Genomic DNA, 21,631 nt, shown 5'->3' with positions numbered 1-21,631 from the left:
AACAAGTGATAGCGCGCATAAACCTATAACAGCTTGTCTGCATCAAAACAGGTTCGATCTCCAGTGTGGCACGCACCACCTTGTTGTTCCACTGTCATGAGGACAGTGTCTCCATCGCAGTCAAGCCTAAGTTCTTTCACTTCCTGGGTATGCCCCGAGGTAAGCCCCTTAATCCAATACTCTTGACGGGATCGAGAAAAGTACGTCCCCTGGCGTGTGGCAAGGGTGCATGCCAATGCATGGGAATCCATCCACGCCATCATTAATACCTCACCGGTGGTCGATTGAACGACTGCTGGTATGAGCCCAGCATCATTGAAATTCACACGCTGAAGTATGGAGTCTTCAAGTTCAAAGGTACTTGGGTCTGCAGTATTCATCGTTGGGTCCTCATTGTTCATCTTTGTGTTGTAGTCATGAAAAGTCGTCCAACCACAAAATAAGGAATCGTGTAACTATTTGGGTGGGATGGGGTATTAGCGAACCTGGAAACCAGCCTCAGCAATCGCCTCTTTTACTTCAGGAATTGTTACTTCACCAAAATGGAAGATGGACGCCGCCAGCACTGCGTCTGCACCTGCAGCAACAGCGGGTGGAAAATGTTCGGCTGCGCCAGCGCCGCCCGAAGCAATCACGGGAATGCTCACCACATCACGCACAAGAGTTAAAAGCTCAATATCAAAGCCCTGCTTTGTTCCATCGCCGTCCATTGAGTTTAAAAGTATTTCCCCAGCGCCTAGCTCCTGCCCTCGACGCGCCCACTGTACGGCATCAATACCAGCGGATTTGCTGCCGCCATGTGTTGTTACTTCAAAGCCAGAGGGTTGCGGCGTTCCTCCCTCTGGAACACGGCGCGCGTCGACGCTCAGCACAATGCATTGAGCACCAAATCGCTGAGAGAGCTCACGGATCAGTTCGGGGCGAGCAATGGCAGATGTGTTGATGCTGACCTTGTCTGCACCTGCGCGTAGGAGCTGGTCCACATCCTCAGCGCTTCGCACTCCGCCGCCCACGGTGAGCGGAATAAAAACTTGATCCGCGGTTTGCTTGACCACGTCAAGCATCGTTCCACGGCCGTCCTTGGATGCGGAAACATCCAAGAAGGTTAGTTCGTCGGCACCTTCTGCGTCATAACGTGCCGCAAGTTCGACAGGATCTCCTGCGTCTTTCAGCCCTGCAAAGTTCACGCCCTTGACTACGCGCCCATTATCAACGTCTAGGCAAGGGATAACTCGTACTGCTACCGGCATTAATGACTCCTTTGCGACCATAGTCCACGTGTGTATTTCATGGAGACTATCGCACTTCTCTCACACTTTTCCCATAGCTGGCTGCCCGCATCCCCCATCTGGCGTGCGATCTAAGCCAAGCGACTACTGGGCTATCTTTTTAACGGAACTTATCAATTGCGTGTAGCAACAACGCATGCGAACGTGCAGAGCCCGCGACTACGCCCTGCGATTCTGGTGTCCACTCTTCACCATTAAGATCCGTTACTTTTCCCCCAGCCGCGCGAACCAGCATGACACCAGCGGCGTTATCCCATATGTTGGGGCTAAGGGACAAAGCTGCATCAAAAATGCCTGCGGCGGAATAGGCTAAGTCGATTCCTACAGAACCGGTAATGCGTGGGCGCAAATACGTTTCTGCTAGTACGCCTAACAAACCCTGTCGCACTTCCGTAGGGAAACTCGATTGCACAGGCGAGGAAATGGAAGAAAAACCCAAATGCGCAGCCACTCGTGGTGCATCTTCTAGGGGGCGTTGCGGCCGCCCATTGATATACAACGGTGAGCCTTCAAACGCGCCAAAGCGCTGCCCGGTCGCGGGAACGCTGGTGAGGCCAAGCACGGGTTGGAAATCGACGACAAGGCTTATAAGGATCGAGCACATGGGGTTTCCGGCAGCGTAATTAGCAGTGCCGTCAATAGGATCAACAACCCACATGGGAGTGCCCTGGTCCCCGCCGCATTCCTCTCCATGAACCTGGATTCCAGTCATCTGGGTCAAGGTTTTCCGTAGATACTGCTCAATGAGGATGTCATATTCCGTGGCAAAGTCCCCTTTTCCTTTAATCAAAGCGGGGTCCGAGCCTAGGCCCTGGATAAACATCCTCTCCGCATCATCGAGAATTGCCTCGGCAATGTGGTACAGCTCGCGCACATCGCTCATAAAGCAGCCAGTGCCTCACGGAGAGTAAAACGTCCTTCATAGAGGGCTTTTCCGATAATCGCTGAATCGATTCCTTCATCTTCATATCGAGCAAGCTCCAGAAGATCGTCGATAGTAGAGATTCCGCCAGAAGCAACAATATTTCCCTCTGTGGCGGCGGAAACGTCGCGTAATAGCTCAACGTTCGGTCCGGTGAGGGTTCCGTCTTTGGAAACATCCGTTACTATGAACCGCGTGCAACCTTGGGCGTCGAGACGCTCAAGTACTTCCCACAGATCTCCGCCATCGGAGACCCAGCCATTGCCGCGTGTCCGCCATTCTCCGTCGATGTTGCGTACTGCAATATCAACTGCAATGCGATCGCCGTATTCCCCAAGGACTTTTTCAATCCATTCCGGTTTTTCCAGTGCCGCTGTTCCGATATTTACCCGGGCGGCACCTGTGTTGAGTGCTCGTTTTAATGACTCGTCGTCACGAATCCCACCAGTCAGTTCCACCTTGATGTCTAGTGTTCCCACTATTTCTGACATCAGGTTATGGTTTGTTCCCCGGTTGAATGCCGCGTCAAGGTCTACAAAGTGAAGCCATTGTGCGCCTTGTTCTTGCCATTTCAAAGCTGATTGAACAGGCGAGCCATATGACTTCTCTGTTCCGGCTTCGCCTTGATCCAAGCGGACAGCTTGTCCGTTGACAACGTCGACTGCGGGAAGAAGTGTGAAAGTCATAAACGCCAAGTTTAGCCACAGGAATGCAATTCTCACCAACGATGATTCAAAAGCATGCCTACCCCCGGCAAAGCAGATTCCTCCGGCGTCTTATGCTTCCTAAGGGGATACAGACGTCAGAGAGTCCCCAACCAGTTCTCTAACAAATGAGCACCAGCATCTCCAGACTTCTCCGGGTGGAACTGCGTGGCCCAAAGTGGGCCATTTTCTACTGCTGCCACAAATCGATCTTCATCGTGGCTCGCCCACGTGACCAGTGGTGGCTGCGTTAAACCGTCCCCCTCAAACTCCCAGTTTCTCACGCCATAAGAGTGCACGAAATAAAAACGCGTGGCGCTGTCTAGCCCGGCAAAAAGCTCGCTTGTGCTTTCCATCTCCACGGTATTCCAACCCATATGCGGCAACACCTTTGCTTGGAGCTTTTCGACGGTCCCCGGCCACTCCCCACAACCTTGCGCTTCTATGCCGTGCTCGATGCCTTGCTCAAACATGATCTGCATTCCCACGCAAATTCCCATGACCGGGTGCCCGCCAGCTAGGCGCTGCCCAATCATGCGATCTCCCTGGATCTCTCGCAGGCCTTTCATACAGGCGGCAAAAGCACCCACGCCTGGCACTAAAAGTCCATCAGCGTTGAGGACTATCTCCGGATTACTCGTTACGGTTACTTCCGCGCCCACGCGCTCAAGAGCCCGTTGAGCTGAGCGAAGATTCCCTGAACCATAATCAAGCAGCGCCACTTTCTTCATAGTTCACCATACTAATGGGGGCTAAGCCGTCGCTTGTGCAAGCGCCCAACGCTTACCCCTTTTTCGGAGGATTCGGTCCCCTATCTCAGTGGCCAAACCTATGCTCACCAAGACAGCACCACCTGCAAACGCCGCACTATAACCGTGTGTTGTGGCCACGATGCCCAAGATGATGGAACCAATACCCGTGCCAGTATCAAACGAGGCATTCCAGACGGTCGACGCTTGAGCTAATTTTCCGCGAGGCACCCGGAGAAACATCTCCAAAAGCGCTTCATTTTGCACCAATCCGAATCCTGCGCCGAACAACAGGGCAGCAAAGATCAGCCATAGCGCAGACCACTCCTGCGTCAGTACAACTACGATGCCGATCAGGCCTATTGAGGACAAGACCAAACCTGGGATCATCGTGGTGCCGGGCCGTTGTAGCCTATCGGCGAGAGTTCCCGATATATAGCGGAAAATCATCTGTGCACCGCCAACCACGGATAGCATGACCCCCGCAATTGTTGCGCCACTGACCGGATCCATTTCTCTGACTGACGCAGGAAGGAAGCTAGACACCGCACATAGCCCCATAGAGACACTGGCCAATGCCACCGCTAGCACCACAGTGACTATTAACCCCTTGGTTCGCGGCCTACGGTGAATCCGCTTGCGGATCTGCCTGCGAGTCCGCGCAGGCACCGTGTGTTTGGCCACCTTGACTATCTGCGCACGGGCCGCGCGTACCACTTTGTTGCGGCGGTTTTTAGCCAACTCTCGGGCATCGTCTTCTTCAGTCCATACTTCGGCTGCAGCAGATTGCTCGGGATCTACATTTGGAATCGCAAAGGCCATCGCACCAGCGATAAGAGCGGCGAGTCTGCCTGCAATGAATACTGCGTTGAAGCCAACGCCGGCGTCGATAAGCACTAAGCCCAACGGGAGGCACACCATCTGGGAGCCACCAACAAACAGCCCAAGTACTCCGGAAGCTTTCCCGAGTTTTCCTGCCGGTACTAGTTGCCCCACCAATGCATATTGAGCAACACACAAAGGCCCGAACCCCACGCCACGTACACCGGCGATCACAAGTACGGAGACGGGGTCCATCGCCACGACGTACCACAGAGCGGGAACTCCAAGAAGCAACGCAGCAAGCACCATTACTTTGCGATACCCGAAACGCAATAATGCAGCGTTTGTGCATAATTGGGTCAACACGGTAACTGCCATAAACACAGCAGTGGTGACACCTGCCAGCGTATCCGATCCGCCACCTGCAATAACCGCCAGCGGGATCACCGGGAGTATGAGGGAAAAAGCCGCAAAAGCTGCGGCCACAGCCACGATCGTGGGCAGGAAACCAGTGATTTTCAGGATCGATTGATCGGCATCGGCATCACGCTCTAGTGCCGGTGGTTCTTTCACCGCTGCTACTGCGTGTTCCCCAGTACTTACGTCTGATTCTTATCTCCGACTATTCTCAATCCCTCCCGTTTTACAAAATCATGCTCAGTACAAATCAGATACAGCACGGATCACGTAGCCACGTGTGTTTTCCATTGTGGACTACTTCTTGTGTTGAAGTACAACCTGTTGAATCACAACCTAGTTGCCTCTGTTTTAGTGCATACAAACGAGCGATGAGAAACGAGCCCGTTGGCTAAGTCCGTTCTCACCGCCCGTAGGAACTGCACGTTTCAGTACATCAATATAAGCTCACAGCCCATGCGATTCCGCCGCATATAGATACCACAACGCACACGCACCCAAAGCCACGGCTAATAGAGTGTTTTCTGCTTTATACGCCGACCACACGCCACCGACCAAGAGTCCGCCGAGCAGGAACAATATGTAGGACACCACATAGTCTCCCGTTGTGCCCGCGGCAAGATACGTCTCCGGGTGCTCCACTGCTATAACGCCCCTTTAGTAGACGGGATGCCCTGCACCCGGGAATCCGGCTCAGTAGCATGGCGAATTGCCCTGGCCACAGCCTTGAATTCAGCCTCCGTTATATGGTGCGGGTCACGACCATAGCGACAATTCACATGCAGAGTAATAGCGGCATTAAGCGCTAAGGATTCAAAGAAGTGTCGGTTAATGACCGTAGGATAGTGACCTCCGATAACGGAGTGCGCCATATAATCAGGCTCCCCGTTCATAACAAAATAAGGGCGTCCCGAAAAATCTACTATTGCTTCACACAGAGTCTCGTCCATGGGCAATTGGAAAGAACCAAAACGGCGAATCCCGCGCTTATCACCCACAGCCGCAAGGAGGGCTTGCCCCAAGACAATCGCAGTGTCTTCAACCGTGTGGTGCGCATCTATGTGAGTATCGCCTGTGGCGGAAACAGTTAAATCAAAAGCGCCATGTACGCCGAATGCCGTAAGCATATGGTCCAGAAAAGGCACCCCCGTGTTCACCTTGACCTGTCCGGTACCGTCAAGGTTAATGGTGACTGTGATGTTTGATTCGCTCGTGGTGCGAGTCACCGTTCCAACTCTAGGGGCTGCCGCCATCTCAATATCCTTATCCGTTTTAGTCACAGGGAAAGTCTCCCTATCTGCACTAAAATATCTCCGCTAATTTTTAGTCTCACGCCGATTGTACTGGGAATACAATGATCCAAGCGTTGTGTAGTTTGCTATGCCTTAGGAATGATCCCATTGGTATGGGCGACTCGACGCGCAGCTTGGATGAAAGCATCATTTTCCGAGGGAAGCCCTACAGTGACGCGTAAGTAACCAGGTACTCCCACATCCCGGATAAGCACATCGCCATCCAAGAATTCCTGCCACGCAGCATGTTGGTCTTTAAAAGCCCCGAAAAATAGGAAGCTAGCGTGGCTTGGCACCACATCAAAACCACATGCGATCAAAGCATCCTGTACGCGCTGCCGTTCCCGCACCAATATGTCCACCGTTGCAAGAGTGTCTTTGCTGTGCCTTAGTGCCACCAAAGCCGCAGTCTGGGAGAGCGACGACAAATGATAAGGCAAGCGAACCAGCATAACGGCTTCTATGAATGCAGGTGAAGCTACAAAATAGCCGAGCCTTCCCCCCGCAAAATCAAACGCCTTGCTCATCGTCCGAGAAACCACAATGGTGTCCGGGTATTCCGCAATCAAAGTGGTAGCGCTAGGAGCATCCGAGAACTCTGCATATGCCTCGTCCACAATGACAATGCCGGGGGCGGCATCCGAGATACGACGAATGTCCTCGATCGAGGTGACGTCACCCGTGGGATTATTGGGCGTAGTCACAAAGATGATCTCGGGTGAGTGCTCTGCGATGGCTTCAAGAGCAGCATCTACGTCGATGCGGAAATCTGCCCCACGCGGGCAAGAAACAAAAGCAGTATGGGTTCCCTCTGCCAGGATGGGGTGCATAGAATAGCTCGGCTGGAAGCCTAATGCTGTGCGTCCTGGACCTCCGAAAGCCTGCAGAAGTTGCTGCAATACTTCGTTAGAACCATTCGCCGCCCACACGTTTTTATAGGAAACCTCTGTGCCGGTGCGCTCAGTCACGTATTGAGCCAGCGCAGTCCTGAGCTCCACGGAATCACGTTCGGGGTATCTATTAAGAGACCTCGCTTGTTCCGCCACCACATGCGCCAGTTCCTCGATCAATGCATCAGAAGGAGGGTACGGATTCTCATTAGTGTTAAGCCGTACCTCTACTTCCAACTGCGGCGCCCCATATGCTGATTGACCACGTAATTCAGGGCGGAGCGGAAGATCGTCCAAACTAATCTCTGACATATATTCAGGTGCTTCTCTCATGTGTTGGAGCAATAAGGGCTTCGTCGGTTATCAAAGCCTTAAGCTAGGCATCAGGTTTATTCTGCGGTGAGGTCTTCAAACCTGGAACGAATAGCCTCCCCGTGCGCAGGAAGTTCCTCTGCGTCGGCAAGGGCAACGATCGTATCCGAGATGTCTTTTAGTGCGGCCTCGTCATATTCAATGAGGTTCACCGCGCGTAGGAAGGTATGGGTGGAAAGCCCCGAGCTATAACGCGCGCTCCCAGATGTTGGAAGAACATGGTTAGAGCCTGCGGCATAATCGCCAAGCGGAACCGGCGAGAAGCCTCCGACAAAGATAGCGCCTGCGTTGCGTATCTTGCGGGCGTCCTCCTGGGCATTTTCCGTGTGGATCTCCAAGTGCTCCGCAGCATAAGCATCGGCGACTGTCAGGGCGGTCGCGAGATCGTCGACAAGCACGATTCCCGATTGCTCCCCCTGGAGAGCTTGGGCAACCCGATCTGAGTTGCGCGTAATCTCAAACCGCGCTTTCACCTCAGCATTAACGCGTTCTGCGAGGTCTTCCGAGTCAGTTATCAACACTGAGGCGGCTAAGACATCATGCTCTGCCTGACTAATAAGGTCATAGGCAATCCATACGGGGTTAGCGCTTCCATCAGCCACGATGGCGATTTCAGTTGGCCCAGCTTCCGAGTCGATACCTACTACCCCGTTGACCAGTCGTTTTGCCGCGGTAACAAAGATATTTCCGGGGCCGGTGATCATATCCACAGGTTCTAGCCCCTCGGAGTCATCACCATAGGCTAGAAGCCCTACAGCCTGTGCACCTCCCACTGCCCATACTTCATCGACTCCCAGCAGCTTTGCCGCCGCGAGAATTGTCGGGTGAGGCCAGCCGCCATAGTGAGATTGCGGCGGCGATGCCACCACCAAAGACTTAACGCCGGCCTCCTGCGCTGGTACCACGTTCATAACAACGCTTGAGGGGTACACAGCGTTGCCGCCGGGAACATACAGACCTACGCGATCAACCGGCAAGAACACTTCTGCGACAGTGGCTCCAGCCGCAAGGTGTGTCGCATGTTCCTGTGGTTTTTGGTCCGCGTGCACTTTGCGCACTCGGTCGATAGCCTCATCAAGCGCCTGTTTTACCTCAGGAGACAAAGACTCTAACGCAGCGTCCATCACGTCCTGAGGGACGCGCACGCTCTTAGGCCGCACATGATCAAATTTTTCACCAAAATCAAGGGCTGCCTGAATACCGTGCTCTTGAATCTTATGAAGAAGCGGCTCAACAATATGCGCAACGGAGTTAACGTCTGTACCTCCACGTGGGAGAGTACGACGGAGTTCACTCGTAGTAGGGGTATGTCCGCGTAGATCGATCAAGCTCAGCATTGTTGCTCACACTTCCGTGGGGGAACGTCTTCTTTCCATGTGCGTTGAAAAAGACAACGCTTCCACCGTGATTTCACGTGGAAACATCACCAACACACGTTTTCACATTATATGCGGGAAACGGAATTATCTTCCGATTACCGTCTTAGAGTCATTCAAGCATGAGTAGGTAGCTTCGCATAGACTCTTCCCCGAAAATGGAGCTGGAGCTACCCCTTCCCAAGCCAGCTTTATGTCAGCCTTGCACCAACAGCTCCGGCACGAACCTCTCCTAGCTTTTACTTATGACAAGCATGCGGGCTACTCTTTTCCAAGTATCTATTGATGCTGCGCCCTTCACCGTGGGGATCACAGCATCACGCTAGCGCAGTATAAGTAGAAGGAAAGGAGCCCTCGCGTGAAAAATCACCGCCCCTCAGAGGGCTCGCAGCCTCCCGAACGTCCAGACTTTAACAAGGACCGCATCCAGCCTGTCACGATGCCTCGGGTTTCTCGGGTACTCAACGAGTTGGGATACAACCTCCATTCGATCCCCGCTATCAATGGCGACATTCTGGAAATTCCGTGGCCTGAACATAGTGATTTTGTGACTTTACGCGGTGGTTCCGAGCCCATCATTATCGTGGATGCGAAGGCTTCCGGCGCACTCCCCTTGCACTATTTCAACGACGTGGCCACAGCCGTTACGTTATGGAACAGCGAGCGAGTCAGCCCTATTGCGCGCATTAGCTATTCCCCTGATTCACATCTGCAATTGGCATTTCGATCAGCCAATTCAGCGGCCATCGGAGCCACGGATCTACAACTCGCAGAGTTTTTAGAGCTTGCTTGTGATGCCACGCTATTAGCTGTCAACTGGTTTTTGGAAAAATTCCCCGAGCTAGCATCCTCAACCGCACTCCCTCAATCGCCGTTCGAAGATATTGAGGTCAGCTCAGATACCTCCGAACTTTTTGATGTCCCCTCTGCCGTGACAATGGAAAGAATCACCCCGATCATGTCCGAGGTGTCGAGCACGTGGAATGAACGCGCGCTCTTGCCCACAGGCGAATGGCACGCCGATATCGAGTTTGGTTGTTCCTTGGAGTCCGGCCCCACAATTCTTTGCTGGGGATTTTGGGACTCGGGGCTCAGTTCCGAACGCGAATTCAGCCGCGTATTCATGCTGTGCAATAGATGGAACGAAGAAAGCATCGACTCTAAGGCGTTTGTCTCCACCACTGCCCACGATTCATTAAGTATCCGAGTGGAGGCGACTGTCGACGTCGGCGGAGGCCTCAACGATACACAACTCGCAGCGCATCTAGAGCAGGCTTTCTCCGCGATTTTTGTGTGCGTCCGAACGCTAAAAAGCCCTGGTTTCGGGCTTTACGACGTCCCGCCCGGACCAGAGCATCTTTAAGCAACGAGCTACGTAACTTTTATTTCCGCCGATTCTTTGGTGTCTTCTTCCTCGGTGCTCTCTTCCTCGACGTCAGCATCATCGCCATTGATGTACATGCGGCACCAATACACGGCCATTCCCACGAACACCGGCGCTAGACGCGCAGCGATACCTGGAGATAATGGCGGAATAAAGGAGATATTGTCTCCTACCTGGAGCTCTTTTGCTCGTCCTACGGCGGAGATCAGACCGGAAACAAGATCTCCCACAAATAAAAACACGCCCCCACCGATAAAAATCCATACGCCGAACCATAACAACAGCGCCACGCCTCGCCTATGCGGAAGGAGTTTGAGTAGAGAAATCGCTAATACTACGGCCACCAAGGTGGTAATCCCTACGAATTGCGCAAAGGAAATAAACTCAACGTTTTCTCCTGACATTAGTTGTAGCCCGCCGCCCTCGGCCAGGGTCGCATCGTACCGAGGTCGTATGACCGGCCACAGCGCACCGAGTCCCGCATAAATGCATACGATAGCCACCACTACCGCTGAGAAATTTCCTGTTTTCTCTGAAACTTTCCATGGACGTTTTGTTTGTTTTTCACGCAAAGACCCTCGAGCATCCTTGCTTTCCAGATCAGTCCCTGACTTGGTTACAGCGTCGCCTGCACCATGTGAGTGCTCATCTGATGCAGGAATAAAAGATCCAGAATCTTGCTTAGGCATAGCAAAAGGCTACCGCCCAAACGAGCGGTAGCCCAATATGTCCTTCCAACAGCACCAACTAGAGTGTTCAGAGGTGCTCAAAAGGCGCATTCTGCGGAGTTGCCCCAGTTACTAGCGGCAGAACTTCCATTTGCCGTTCTCACGTTCAAAGCGCTGGGTGGCAGTGTTCGTGTCACCGTTTGCGGTGGCCGTCACGCTTGCGGAAGCAATGTTGCCGTTCACCTGAACTGAATCAACGTTGTCGATGGATGGCTTTGCCTTACGGTATTCCTCAAAATCATCAAGAGGAACGTCTGGGAACTGTGATAGGTCAAAAGCAGCAGGGCCACCCTGCTCGTTGATCACGCGCTGGCAGGTGTGTGCCGGCACGTAGCCGATGTAATCACGGATAGTCCTCGCACCGTTGATGCCGCGTACCAGGTTCTCAATGGCCTGACGATCCGCATCGGTTGCAGGCGCGCCGCCGTCAATCGGTGGGACGTCATTGTAGGTTAGCTCAGGCATTGCCTCATTGATCGCTGCAGGAGGTACGTTATTTCCCTGTGGGGCAGGGGCAGGAGATGCTGCTGGCGTAGGCTCTTCTGTAGAAGGTGCTGCAGGCGACGCAGAAGTCTCGGAAGCTGTAGTAGCAACTGAGCTAGAAGTCGTAGCTGAGGTGGTCTTATTCTCCTTGGAGTCATCCTCATCACCGCACGCCGTCAAAACGAGCGCGCTCGATGCCGCCACGGCGATCGCAATCTTTTTAGCGCGGTTGACGTGAATTCGGTTAAGCACAGTTTTAGATCTCCTATAAAGCGATAAACGCCACCGCTTGATTACTCAGCGGCGCTCTTTGAAGGCAATCGCAGACGGAGTGCCTGCCACAGGTTCAGAACATTAAGAATTTAGTACGACCTTAGCAAGACTAGCAACCAACTTTATAGGAACATCTACAACACACAGGTCACACATATCCTATGACAAGCAGGCACTACGCTTGCTTCAGTTCAACTCCGATGACGTTACCCAAAATCATCACTATTTTTGAAATTCTTGGCTCTCTCGAACAAGAACTTTCCTTTAAGGGTAATCGACCAAAATTATAAATTCGTTACCCATTGTCATATCGCGTCAGGTACCTATTATTCCTCCGGGACCGCTACTCTAGTGATGTGCAATTGAGTAAAGACCTCATCATCACCGCAAGCCTTGAGATCCTGGATACCTATGGGCTTGCGGATATGACGATGCGTCGATTAGCTAAAAAGCTCGGGGTAGCACCCGGCGCGCTCTACTGGCATTTTAAAAACAAGCAAGCGCTTATCGACGCCACCGCACGGCGTTTACTCGCTCCTCTCTTCCTTTCAGATTCAGAGTCAACGCCTACCGCCGTTGCTCACAAGGTTCGTGCGGTCATGCTTGAGTATCGCGACGGGGCGGAACTTCTTAGTGCTGCGCTTACGGACAATGTTCTGCGCAACGACGTGGAGCACTGCATCAGGCAAGCGTTCGGCGAACATCCGCACTCCACGCTCGGCGCCACAACGTTACTGCACTTTATTTTGGGGTCCACGGTTATTGAACAAGCTGCTGTACAGAGAGCAGCTCTCCACCACGGCACTGAAGTAGCTTCGGCCAATCCTTCCGCTGACCAGGAAGAACCACAAAACTTAGGCTGTCACACACCTAAGACCCAGTGCGATCTAGAACAACAACAGCAGGCCTATGCCACACAATTCACTGAAGGATTGCGGTTAATTATGGCGGGTTTGGAGCAATGCACCAGCTAAAGTCAGTGGCATGACTGACTCTCTTCCTTCGACTCAGCGGGAAATCTGGCCGGGCCAGAACTATCCTCTCGGCTCGAAATACGATGGCGCAGGCACAAATTTTGCTATTTTTTCGGATGTTGCTGAAAAGATAGAGCTTTGTCTTATCGACGCAGACGGCCACGAGGAACGTGTCATTCTCGATGAAGTCGACGCTCACATCTGGCACTGTTACCTCCCCGGAGTTAAGCCTGGTCAACGCTATGGATTCCGCGTTCACGGCCCCTATGATCCACCCAACGGCAAGCGATGTGATCCCAGCAAATTGCTCGTCGACCCTTATGCATGTGCCTTTGTTGGTGAATTTGATGGACATCCATCGTTGTTCAGTTACGACGTAACCAACCCCGATGACCCGCTCGGTCGAAACACCGAAGACAGCCTCGAACACACGATGAAGTCCGTGGTCGTCAATCCATTCTTTGATTGGGGCGCAGACCGAGCACCCCGCACGCCTTATAACGAAACCGTGATTTACGAGGCGCATGTCAAAGGCATGACGATGCAGCATCCCGACGTGCCTGAGGCGCTTCGCGGAACCTATGCAGGACTCGCTCATCCTGCGATTATTAGTTATCTCAAAGATCTCGGTATTACCGCTATCGAGCTCATGCCTGTGCACCAATTCTTGCAAGACGATCGGCTCCGCGACCTCGGCTTACGCAATTATTGGGGCTACAACACTTTCGGCTTCTTTGCCCCTCAGCAAGACTATGCTGCGGCGCAGGAGCCAGGCGGCGCAGTTTCCGAGTTCAAAGGCATGGTTCGCGCCTTCCACGAGGCCGGGATCGAAGTCATCCTGGATGTGGTGTATAACCACACCGCTGAGGGCAACCACATGGGACCAACCATTGCTTTCCGCGGTATTGACAATGAGGCTTATTACCGGCTCGTTGACGGCGATAAAGCGCACTACATGGACTACACGGGCACCGGAAATTCCCTGAACGTGCGAGACCCCCATCCGCTGCAGATGATTATGGATTCGCTGCGTTATTGGGTCACGGAGATGCACGTTGATGGTTTCCGATTCGACCTTGCTTCAACGCTCGCCCGTGAGCTTCACGACGTCGACCGCCTTGCCACCTTCTTCGATCTTGTGCAACAAGACCCTGTGGTGTCTCAAGTCAAACTTATCGCTGAGCCATGGGATGTTGGCGAAGGCGGCTACCAAGTGGGCAATTTCCCACCGCTGTGGACTGAGTGGAACGGAAAGTATCGCGATACTGTCCGCGATTTCTGGCGGGGCGAACCCTCTACGCTTGGCGAGTTCGCGTCACGTTTGACTGGTTCTTCCGATCTTTATGCCAACAATGGACGTCGTCCCACTGCATCGATCAACTTTGTCACCGCGCATGATGGATTCACCCTCAATGACCTCGTGAGCTACAACGAAAAGCATAACGACGCTAACGGCGAAGACGGACGCGACGGAGAAAGCCATAATCGTTCGTGGAACTGCGGAATTGAAGGAGACACAGACGATTCTGAAGTCCTCAGCCTGCGTGCCCGCCAACGGCGCAATTTCCTCACCACTCTGTTGCTGAGCCAGGGCACACCCATGATCGCGCACGGCGATGAGATGGGGCGCACGCAAAAGGGCAATAACAATGTGTATTGCCAAGACAACGAATTAGCCTGGATGAACTGGGATTTTGCCACCGAGCATAAAGAGCTCCTGGAGTTCACGCGGCGGTTAATCCGTATCAGAAACAATCACCCGGTGTTCCGGCGTCGTAGATTCCTCGCAGGTGGCCCTCTCGGCGCAGACGTTCATGATCGTGATATTGCGTGGCTTGTGCCCACCGGGCAGCTCATGGGGCAAGAAGACTGGGATTTTGCTTTTGGAAAATCCCTCATGGTTTACCTCAACGGCATGGCGATTAAAGAACCAGACGACCGTGGGCAAAAGATTGAAGACGACTCGTTCCTGCTCATGTTCAATGCGTATCATGAGGACATAGAATTTACTATTCCTACGGAACAGTTTGGGCACAGCTGGAAGCTCATTGTCGACACAACGGAAGACACTGGTTACCCTTACGCGGAGAAAGTTGCCTGCGTCGGAGACACCGTGGTCGTTCCAGCTCGTTCCACCATGCTTTTCCGGCAGCTCGAAGCCCTACCAGCGCATGATGATGCCCAAGCCGACTCGCATGGAGAAAACAAGGCACCTGCTCCACGTGCCGATGACTATTCCAGAGCATAAAAACAGGGCTTAACCCATATCGTTTCCAACGACTGTGCCTCATCTGCGTGCCATCGTGCAACCAGATGCGGCACAGTCTTGGCGTTTGTGCAGTGCCTGCCGTGTCCTTTTGCAGCATGTTGGCCCAAAGTTTCCCTCACCCGCTAAGCTTCTAGGGAAAGCCCTCACTTACTCGTAGGTGATGTTGCTGGCATCTCCGCCAAGTGTTCTCATCCATAGGAGAACACTTGGCCAGTGAGCTGCAGGGGCATACGTGCAACTGAGGTTTGGAAGCACTCGTATTAAAGGAGTTTTATCACCATGGCAGATGCGATTCATGCGCACGGTGCTACTGTCCTCGTCGATAGAGACCAGGTCGCGATCACACCGTCGTTGTTGCACACCGCATTAGCCACAGAACCTAAAATTATCTCTTTGGCCAGCATCGATTCGGTATCCACATTGAAACTTTCCGATGGATACGACTGCGGAATAGTCACTATCAACTGTGATTCTCATACAGTGCGGCTTGAGTTCAGCCCCAACAGGGCCGACGAACAACAGGCCTTTATATCCGCCGCCACCACCGCCCTCAATGGCCAAGCCCCAGCGCACCGAGCAATCCCAGGCCTGGATTTCGCCGCTGTGGATGTAGAGACAGCCAACGACGATTGGGGGTCCATCTGCCAGATCGGAGTGGTCACAGTAAAGGATGGCGTGATCACGGATAAGCGTGAGTGGCTCTGCCAACCGCCTACCCCAATCAACCATTTTGCACCGGCTAACATCGCCATTCACGGCATCCGCCCAGACGATGTTGCAACAGCCCAGCCGTTTTCTGAGTGCTTCGCTGAGATGCTCAGTTTTACGGGAGACCTTCCTCTCGCAGCGCATAACGCACAGTTTGATATGACGGCATTTTTCCGTGCCGCACAGGCTGACAACGTGGCTCTGCCCACTGTTTCTTTCGGGTGCTCGCTTGCGTTGTCGCGTGCAGCTGATTTAGGGACGCCCAACCACAAGCTTCCTACCGTCGCCAAGCATCTCAATGTGGATTTGACCAATCATCATAATGCCACTGCAGACGCAGCTGCTTGTGCAGGAATTATCATAAAACTCGCACAAAAAGCCGACGTCAAGGGAAGCTTTGTCGATGTCTGCGCGGCGCTCGGTTTCACTCAAGGCCAGCTTTCTGCTCAACGCGTGTATCCGGTGCTCAAGAAAAAGCCCTCTGCGTCCCTGGTAGAGTCCGCTGCCACCAGTGCTACGCAACCACCGATAGGGAAAACGCACGCTGCGACAAAAACCGCTGCGCCTCAGAAGCGAAAGGCACAGACGCCATGGGCGAAAGCTGCAACCCCGGAAGTTATCCCCGAACCCAACCCAGACGCTGATCCGCACGGCAGGCTCTACCAACAAAATGTCACGCTCACTGGCGATTTTGAGCCCTTTGATAAAGGAAAACTCTGGGACGGCATCGCCGAGCAAGGCGGAACAATTGGCAAAAATGTGACCAAAAAGACAACTATTCTTGTCTGCGGTCCTTGGGCATCTATAACGTCCAAACAAAAACGCGCTGAAGAACTAATAGCTAAAGGACAAAATATTCAGATCTGGACAGCTGAGGATCTCTTTGCACAGCTCGGACTAGATGCGCCAGACGAGCAACCGCCGTTTTAAACAACACGTTGCTTAACTAGTAGGTTCCCTCCGTCTAGGGGGTACTGCATGACGCAGGGAACCTCTCCCCCGGCGTATTACGTCGAATCACACAAAAGCTATATACAACTGCGCTATAAAAACCGTCAGGCTTATGACCGCGGCATAAATTGTGCGTCAGGGGGAGACTTTATGACAACGAGTATGATTTCTAAGCTGCAGAGGCTACATCCTCCATCTAGGAACCCGGAAGCTGGTCTCGGCACTGTCACAGTGCATCTCACTCGTAGCCGTGACAACTCAGAGACCTTATCGTATGAGATGTTTAGCCCGTACTTTGATCGAGCTCCAGCGATTATCGCGTTGTCCTCCGGTTTATCTGCGAGTTTAAAATACAATGGCCAACTGCTCAGACAGGGCTCGTTGCACTCGCTGGGCAAAACAATCCGGCAGCTATGGAATGATGCCGCTACAAATCTCATCGACACCGCCCGCACACCACACGGTATAGCGATTCATACGAGAGATCTTTCCCGACTCGTGAAACAGCCGACCACCGGACTTCACATAGCGGCAGGTAGCGGGCCAGTCACTAGCTGGTTGGCGCAACCGCGCACCTTTGTCCTCCTCAACCATCACATCAACATGAAAATCAGAGAAGCACCCGTATTCTTTTGCCCTACTCCCACAACCTTGATTGCAGTTCCTCGCAGTAAAAACTGCCCAAAGCTTGCGACATGGCTCACCACTTTTGAGCACCCCCTGGAGCAAGGTGGGGTGGTCTGCTCTTCAGGTTTTCCCGAGCATGTCGATCACTTTGCGGCTTAGTCACGACTTCTGAAACAGAGTATGGTGTTATAAACCAAAGATTCGGCTACCTGATAAGGTAGATCGCCGGCCACTTCGCTCCCCGCATAGTGGGTCACTCGTCATCGCCTCATCGAGACCAGAGGAAGGAACTCGTAACGCCATGCCTAACAAGTTCATCTCAAAACTCAGTGCGCGATACAGAGACTTCACTAACCAGCATCCCCATGCAGAAGCTGACTTTCGGGAAGCGTTTGAAGAAGTGCTTGCCGACGCCGGCCTCACCTATGATCGCGTAAGCGTCCGGCTAAAAGAATGGCAGTCCTTACGGACTAAAGCGCGTAAGAAAAACTCCGATGGACACCTTATCTATCCAGAGCCGTGGGTCGATATCCACGATGTGATTGGTGTCCGGATCACCACGCTTCATTCAACGGAAATCCCTCAAATTATTGAGGCCCTCGCAGATGTCTTTATCGTGCACCGTTCCGTGGATAAAGCCGCACAAACAAGAGTATCTGGCAGTTTTGGCTATGGTTCCCACCACCTAATTTTGGAGGTCGACCATAGAATTGAAGATCTTGCCGGCTACCACGGCTTTGTTTTTGAAGTCCAAATCCGGACAGTGCTGCAACATGCGTGGGCAGAATTCGAGCATGATGTCCGCTACAAGCGGTCTGGCGGTTTGGATCCTCAGGTGGACAGGGCCTTCACCCTTGCCGCTGGACTCATTGAGCTGGCTGACCAACAATTTGATCAAATCGCAGCTATCCAGGATCCAGGCCACCATCACAGTACTGATCTAGATGTTGAGCTCAGTGCTAAGACACTGCCCGGTGTTATCGCCATGCTGGTAGGAAATCGCTTCCCACAATCGCGCATCGAAGACTATCGGTGGTTGGAAGAATTGCTCTTTGCTCACGGTATTACTACTGCGACAAAGCTACGAGATCTCCTCAATGACCCTGACATAGATGCTGTAAGACGCTCATTGAACTATCAATTCCAGCCTGGACAGGTGCGAATCATCGACGACCTGCTGCTACGCAGATACCACGATGAACATATCAATGCGACGGGAAAGAGCGGAAAGTATCCACGTCAGCGCGGACCCCGCTTACGCAAGCGCCTCCACGCAATGCGGGCAGCACGTATTCTGGATGACTCGGAACCACATAGCAAGGCTGAGCTTACATCTCCATAGTTGACATGAGTCCGCAGGCACGTAGGCTGGCTTGTGTACAATGCTGCTTTACAGGCAGCCGCAACAATGGAACCTTAGGAGTTTTCCTCATGGGCACATCGATCATTACCCATTTTCCGCTTCTCGCAGATTTTATTTCCGTTTGGGCGCTATCGATCGCCGATTTCTTCCGCCCACTGGGGATCAATTTCCCGCTTCCTAACTGGGGATTCTAGTTAGCAAGTAAAAGGGTGGTGGAAAACTACGTTTTCCACCACCCTTTTACTTTATCGAGTACACAATTATGCGCGTCCCTGTAAACGGTCGATTTCACGCCGCTCTTTCTTGGTAGGACACCCTGCACCCCGGTCACGTCGAGGCATCGACATAAGAATTTCTTTGGGCGGAGGTGGCGGAGAATAATCTACGTAGCAGTTGCGGGCAATAGCCGCCCCCACCCGTTTACGGATTAACTCTGTGATCTCAACATCGTATTCACGATGATCTACCCATACTCGAACGCGATCCCCAGGCACCACCGACTGCGATGGTTTTACTGCAGATCCGTTGAGCTTGATGTGGCCAGCTTTACAAGCCTCAGAGGCAAGAGACCGAGTTTTTATCAGACGTACTGCCCCATACCCATGCGTCGATACGCACTGGCTTGCCATCGCTCACGTGCTTGTCCTGTTCCTCATCAGGTCGCCTAGACCGGTTGTTTAGTAATTGTCCTTATGATTCACGATCTTTTGCACCTTAGACCAGTTAGTCCAGCCGCCAACTACCGCGATAATCAACCCGACAATGAGCAGAAACGTAGAGGACGTCAGGGCAAAAACTGCGAGGCCACCAGCAACACCGCCGACAACGCTTACTGCTGCATTCCGGGTGTACTTACGCACATCTTGTTTACGCTGCTCAATCGAGTTATAAGGACGAGGTTGCATAGTCATGCTTTAAGATTCTACAAAGCTTGGGCAAAAATAGCCCACTAATGCGACTGTTCAATCCATGCGATGCCAGCGTCGCATAGCCGCGCGCCATCCTGGGTTAACGAGGCCAGCAGATTTTCAAGGAATTCCCGCTGGCCAGGGTCCACAGCCAACGTTAATGTCACACGGTGAGAATACTGGGTGTCCACGACTGCCACGTGCCGCGCACGCAGCTCAGCTTCAAAACGCCCGGCATCCGCGTGGTTGAAATCAACAGAATAGAGCTCTCTTTTATGTCGCTGCACAGTTGCCACCTGAGCCAGGCAATCAGACACCGCGCCTGAATAAGCGTGAACCAAGCCTCCGGCGCCTAACTTTGTGCCGCCGAAATATCGCACAACTACCGCTGCAACATCGAGGATTCCGCTTCCCCGCAGCACATCGAGCATGGGGGTTCCCGCGGTACCCGATGGTTCGCCGTCGTCGCTCGAACGCTCTACGGGATTTGATCCCTCGACATGGTAGATATAGGCGCTGCAATGGTGGCGTGCATCAGGAAATCGCTTTTTTATGTCGGAGATAAAATTCCGCGCTTCCTCTTCAGAAGCAACCCGTCGAATAAAAGTGATGAATCGAGACCGCTTAATGTCAATCTCAGTGGAAAATTCCTGGTGGTCCACCGGCCGGACGTACATAAACGCTGCCTCTCAACTCTTACTATCGATTGCGATACGCTGCCTCAAAGCCACGGGGCCCGCTACAGACTCACCAAGTACCCATATTCTGCGGTACCAGGTTCGAGTCGACGGCACTCAATCCGGGAGGAATCCATCCTTTCCAAGAGCCCCTTGAGATCACTCGCGCGTCCCAGTTGCAGGCCGACCAACGCGGTGCCAGTCTCGCGGTTATTCCGTTTCAAATATTCAAACAGCGTGATGTCATCGTCTGGCCCCAGAATGTCGCTGAGGAAAGACCTCAGTTGACCAGGCTCCTGTGGGAAAATCACGAGGAAATAATGTTTCAGTCCACGGTGCACCAGAGAACGTTCCATGATCTCGCTATAACGCAAGACATCGTTGTTGCCTCCAGAAATCACACATACTACAACCTGGCCTTTAGGGAGATTGAGGTGCCTTAAAGCCGTCACCGATAAGGCTCCGGCTGGTTCTGCGATGATTCCCTCGTTTTGATAGAGATCTAGCATCTCCGTGCACACAGCACCCTCGCTTACGTGCATGGGGTGCAGCCGCCCAAGATTTGCCTCAATGATCTGGTAATTAAGATCACCGATGCGCTTCACCGCAGCGCCATCGACAAAGGGATCAACGGTATCCAAAGACACAGGACCCTCGTTGTCTAGCGCCGCAGCCATGGAAGCCGCGTGTTCCGGTTCCACCCCGACCACTGCGGTACGAGGCGCCATATCCGCAACATAGCTCAGTATTCCGGAAAGAAGCCCGCCCCCACCGACGGGAACGACTATCGAGTCAAGTGATTTTCCCAGACTCGTCAGCTGCGCGAGGACTTCCGCCGCAACGGTTCCTTGGCCTATCACGGTGTCTCGGTTATCAAAGGGCTCCACCATTGTCGCCCCGGTTTCCTCGGAATAGGCACGCGCAGCCGCGGCCGCCTCATCAAAGTTAGCCCCAGTCACCACGAGTTCTACGGAGTCTCCGCCATGGACCAGAATACGATCGCGCTTTTGCTTAGGAGTTGCCGCAGGAACATAGATGCGTCCCTTGATCCCCATCGTTCGACAAGCAAACGCTACGCCCTGCGCATGGTTGCCTGCCGACGCCGCCACGATTCCTGCCGCACGTTGGGCGTCGGAAAGCTGCGAGATTGCGTTCACGGCTCCCCGAATTTTGTACGAACGGACGTCTTGGAGGTCCTCGCGCTTAAGGTACACCTCCGCACCCGTAGCTTGGGAAAGACGTGGGCAATACTGCAAGGGAGTCGGAGCAATAGAAGCAGAAATCCGTGCTTGCGCCATCTGAATATCGGCGGCATGAACCTCATGATTAACGCTATGTGCGATCTGCTTCTTGTCCGATGTAGTCATGAGGACACAGTTTAGACGGTTATCTCAAGTGATTTTTAATTGAGAGAACAATTGGGGTGCGCACAGGCCAAGGTTGCCTCGCGTTC

21 protein-coding genes and 2 pseudogenes are annotated in these 21,631 nt (G+C 53.0%); 7 read left to right on the top strand and 16 right to left on the bottom strand.

What is annotated here, in order from left to right:
* Window positions 1-23: 23 nt before the first annotated feature.
* From hisI to hisD, 10 genes and pseudogenes are all read right to left on the bottom strand, one after another.
* Entirely contained in the window at window positions 24-380 is a 357-nt protein-coding gene (gene hisI / locus ET810_RS01910) for a phosphoribosyl-AMP cyclohydrolase (RefSeq protein WP_087454232.1), read from the bottom strand.
* A 96-nt stretch (window positions 381-476) separates the two neighbouring features.
* Window positions 477-1,250 (bottom strand): imidazole glycerol phosphate synthase subunit HisF, encoded by a 774-nt coding sequence (hisF, locus tag ET810_RS01905; protein WP_087454233.1) that lies wholly within the window; start codon window positions 1,248-1,250, stop codon window positions 477-479.
* Window positions 1,251-1,389: 139 nt separating this feature from the next.
* Window positions 1,390-2,172 carry an inositol monophosphatase family protein gene (locus tag ET810_RS01900; protein ID WP_087454234.1) on the bottom strand — a complete coding sequence of 261 codons (783 nt, stop codon included), beginning with the start codon at window positions 2,170-2,172 and terminating at the stop codon, window positions 1,390-1,392.
* Window positions 2,169-2,897 (bottom strand): bifunctional 1-(5-phosphoribosyl)-5-((5-phosphoribosylamino)methylideneamino)imidazole-4-carboxamide isomerase/phosphoribosylanthranilate isomerase PriA, encoded by a 729-nt coding sequence (gene priA, locus ET810_RS01895; protein WP_087454235.1) that lies wholly within the window; start codon window positions 2,895-2,897, stop codon window positions 2,169-2,171. The genes ET810_RS01900 and priA overlap by 4 nt, the downstream gene beginning before the upstream one ends.
* A 116-nt stretch (window positions 2,898-3,013) precedes the next feature.
* Window positions 3,014-3,646, bottom strand: coding sequence for an imidazole glycerol phosphate synthase subunit HisH (gene hisH, locus ET810_RS01890; protein WP_087454236.1), 633 nt, complete (start codon window positions 3,644-3,646; stop codon window positions 3,014-3,016).
* Window positions 3,647-3,667: 21 nt separating this feature from the next.
* Window positions 3,668-4,972 carry an MFS transporter gene (locus ET810_RS01885; protein WP_087454915.1) on the bottom strand — a complete coding sequence of 435 codons (1,305 nt, stop codon included), beginning with the start codon at window positions 4,970-4,972 and terminating at the stop codon, window positions 3,668-3,670.
* A gap of 367 nt (window positions 4,973-5,339) precedes the next feature.
* Window positions 5,340-5,545, bottom strand: a pseudogene (locus ET810_RS01880) (hypothetical protein).
* 2 nt (window positions 5,546-5,547) lie between these two features.
* A complete protein-coding gene (gene hisB, locus ET810_RS01875; RefSeq protein WP_087454237.1) occupies window positions 5,548-6,156 on the bottom strand; it encodes an imidazoleglycerol-phosphate dehydratase HisB in 609 nt (202 codons plus the stop codon).
* Between the two features lie 125 nt (window positions 6,157-6,281).
* Window positions 6,282-7,397: a histidinol-phosphate transaminase gene (locus ET810_RS01870; protein WP_087454238.1), complete on the bottom strand. Its 1,116-nt coding sequence runs from the start codon at window positions 7,395-7,397 to the stop codon at window positions 6,282-6,284.
* A 77-nt stretch (window positions 7,398-7,474) separates the two neighbouring features.
* Window positions 7,475-8,794, bottom strand: coding sequence for a histidinol dehydrogenase (gene hisD, locus ET810_RS01865; RefSeq protein ID WP_087454239.1), 1,320 nt, complete (start codon window positions 8,792-8,794; stop codon window positions 7,475-7,477).
* 397 nt (window positions 8,795-9,191) lie between these two features.
* On the opposite strand from hisD, the gene ET810_RS01860 reads away from it, so the two are divergent.
* Window positions 9,192-10,196, top strand: coding sequence for a YbjN domain-containing protein (locus tag ET810_RS01860; protein WP_087454240.1), 1,005 nt, complete (start codon window positions 9,192-9,194; stop codon window positions 10,194-10,196).
* A gap of 8 nt (window positions 10,197-10,204) precedes the next feature.
* On the opposite strand, the gene ET810_RS01855 is transcribed toward ET810_RS01860, so the two are convergent.
* Together ET810_RS01855 and ET810_RS01850 are read right to left on the bottom strand one after the other, a co-directional pair.
* Window positions 10,205-10,906 (bottom strand): hypothetical protein, encoded by a 702-nt coding sequence (locus ET810_RS01855; protein WP_087454241.1) that lies wholly within the window; start codon window positions 10,904-10,906, stop codon window positions 10,205-10,207.
* 111 nt (window positions 10,907-11,017) lie between these two features.
* Window positions 11,018-11,680, bottom strand: coding sequence for an Rv0361 family membrane protein (locus ET810_RS01850; RefSeq protein ID WP_087454242.1), 663 nt, complete (start codon window positions 11,678-11,680; stop codon window positions 11,018-11,020).
* A gap of 377 nt (window positions 11,681-12,057) precedes the next feature.
* Here ET810_RS01850 and ET810_RS01845 point away from each other — a divergent pair, with 377 nt between their 5' ends.
* From ET810_RS01845 to ET810_RS12960, 6 genes are all read left to right on the top strand, one after another.
* Window positions 12,058-12,675, top strand: coding sequence for a TetR family transcriptional regulator (locus tag ET810_RS01845; RefSeq protein WP_087454243.1), 618 nt, complete (start codon window positions 12,058-12,060; stop codon window positions 12,673-12,675).
* A gap of 10 nt (window positions 12,676-12,685) precedes the next feature.
* The gene (gene glgX, locus ET810_RS01840; RefSeq protein ID WP_087454244.1) at window positions 12,686-14,923 is read left to right on the top strand and encodes a glycogen debranching protein GlgX; all 2,238 of its coding nucleotides are present in this window, start codon (window positions 12,686-12,688) and stop codon (window positions 14,921-14,923) included.
* A gap of 300 nt (window positions 14,924-15,223) precedes the next feature.
* Window positions 15,224-16,582: a 3'-5' exonuclease gene (locus tag ET810_RS01835; protein WP_087454245.1), complete on the top strand. Its 1,359-nt coding sequence runs from the start codon at window positions 15,224-15,226 to the stop codon at window positions 16,580-16,582.
* Window positions 16,583-16,765: 183 nt separating this feature from the next.
* Window positions 16,766-17,389 carry a glycogen debranching protein gene (locus ET810_RS01830; protein WP_087454246.1) on the top strand — a complete coding sequence of 208 codons (624 nt, stop codon included), beginning with the start codon at window positions 16,766-16,768 and terminating at the stop codon, window positions 17,387-17,389.
* A gap of 142 nt (window positions 17,390-17,531) precedes the next feature.
* Entirely contained in the window at window positions 17,532-18,572 is a 1,041-nt protein-coding gene (locus tag ET810_RS01825) for a GTP pyrophosphokinase (RefSeq protein WP_087454247.1), read from the top strand.
* Between the two features lie 89 nt (window positions 18,573-18,661).
* Window positions 18,662-18,787 (top strand): hypothetical protein, encoded by a 126-nt coding sequence (locus ET810_RS12960; RefSeq protein WP_014836579.1) that lies wholly within the window; start codon window positions 18,662-18,664, stop codon window positions 18,785-18,787.
* 66 nt (window positions 18,788-18,853) lie between these two features.
* On the opposite strand, the pseudogene ET810_RS01820 reads toward ET810_RS12960, so the two are convergent.
* The 4 genes and pseudogenes from ET810_RS01820 to ilvA all read right to left on the bottom strand — a co-directional run bounded on the left by ET810_RS01820 (window position 18,854) and on the right by ilvA (window position 21,545).
* Window positions 18,854-19,229: pseudogene (locus ET810_RS01820) on the bottom strand (RNA-binding S4 domain-containing protein).
* 41 nt (window positions 19,230-19,270) lie between these two features.
* A complete protein-coding gene (locus ET810_RS01815) occupies window positions 19,271-19,504 on the bottom strand; it encodes a hypothetical protein (protein WP_087454248.1) in 234 nt (77 codons plus the stop codon).
* Window positions 19,505-19,542: 38 nt separating this feature from the next.
* Entirely contained in the window at window positions 19,543-20,178 is a 636-nt protein-coding gene (locus ET810_RS01810) for a YigZ family protein (protein ID WP_087454249.1), read from the bottom strand.
* Between the two features lie 62 nt (window positions 20,179-20,240).
* A complete protein-coding gene (gene ilvA / locus ET810_RS01805) occupies window positions 20,241-21,545 on the bottom strand; it encodes a threonine ammonia-lyase IlvA (RefSeq protein WP_087454250.1) in 1,305 nt (434 codons plus the stop codon).
* Window positions 21,546-21,631 lie beyond the last annotated feature (86 nt).

It is taken from the genome of Corynebacterium silvaticum (assembly GCF_004382825.2).
In the GTDB taxonomy this organism is placed as follows: Bacteria; Actinomycetota; Actinomycetes; order Mycobacteriales; family Mycobacteriaceae; genus Corynebacterium; species Corynebacterium silvaticum.
This window is presented reverse-complemented; position numbering and strand designations above follow the sequence as displayed.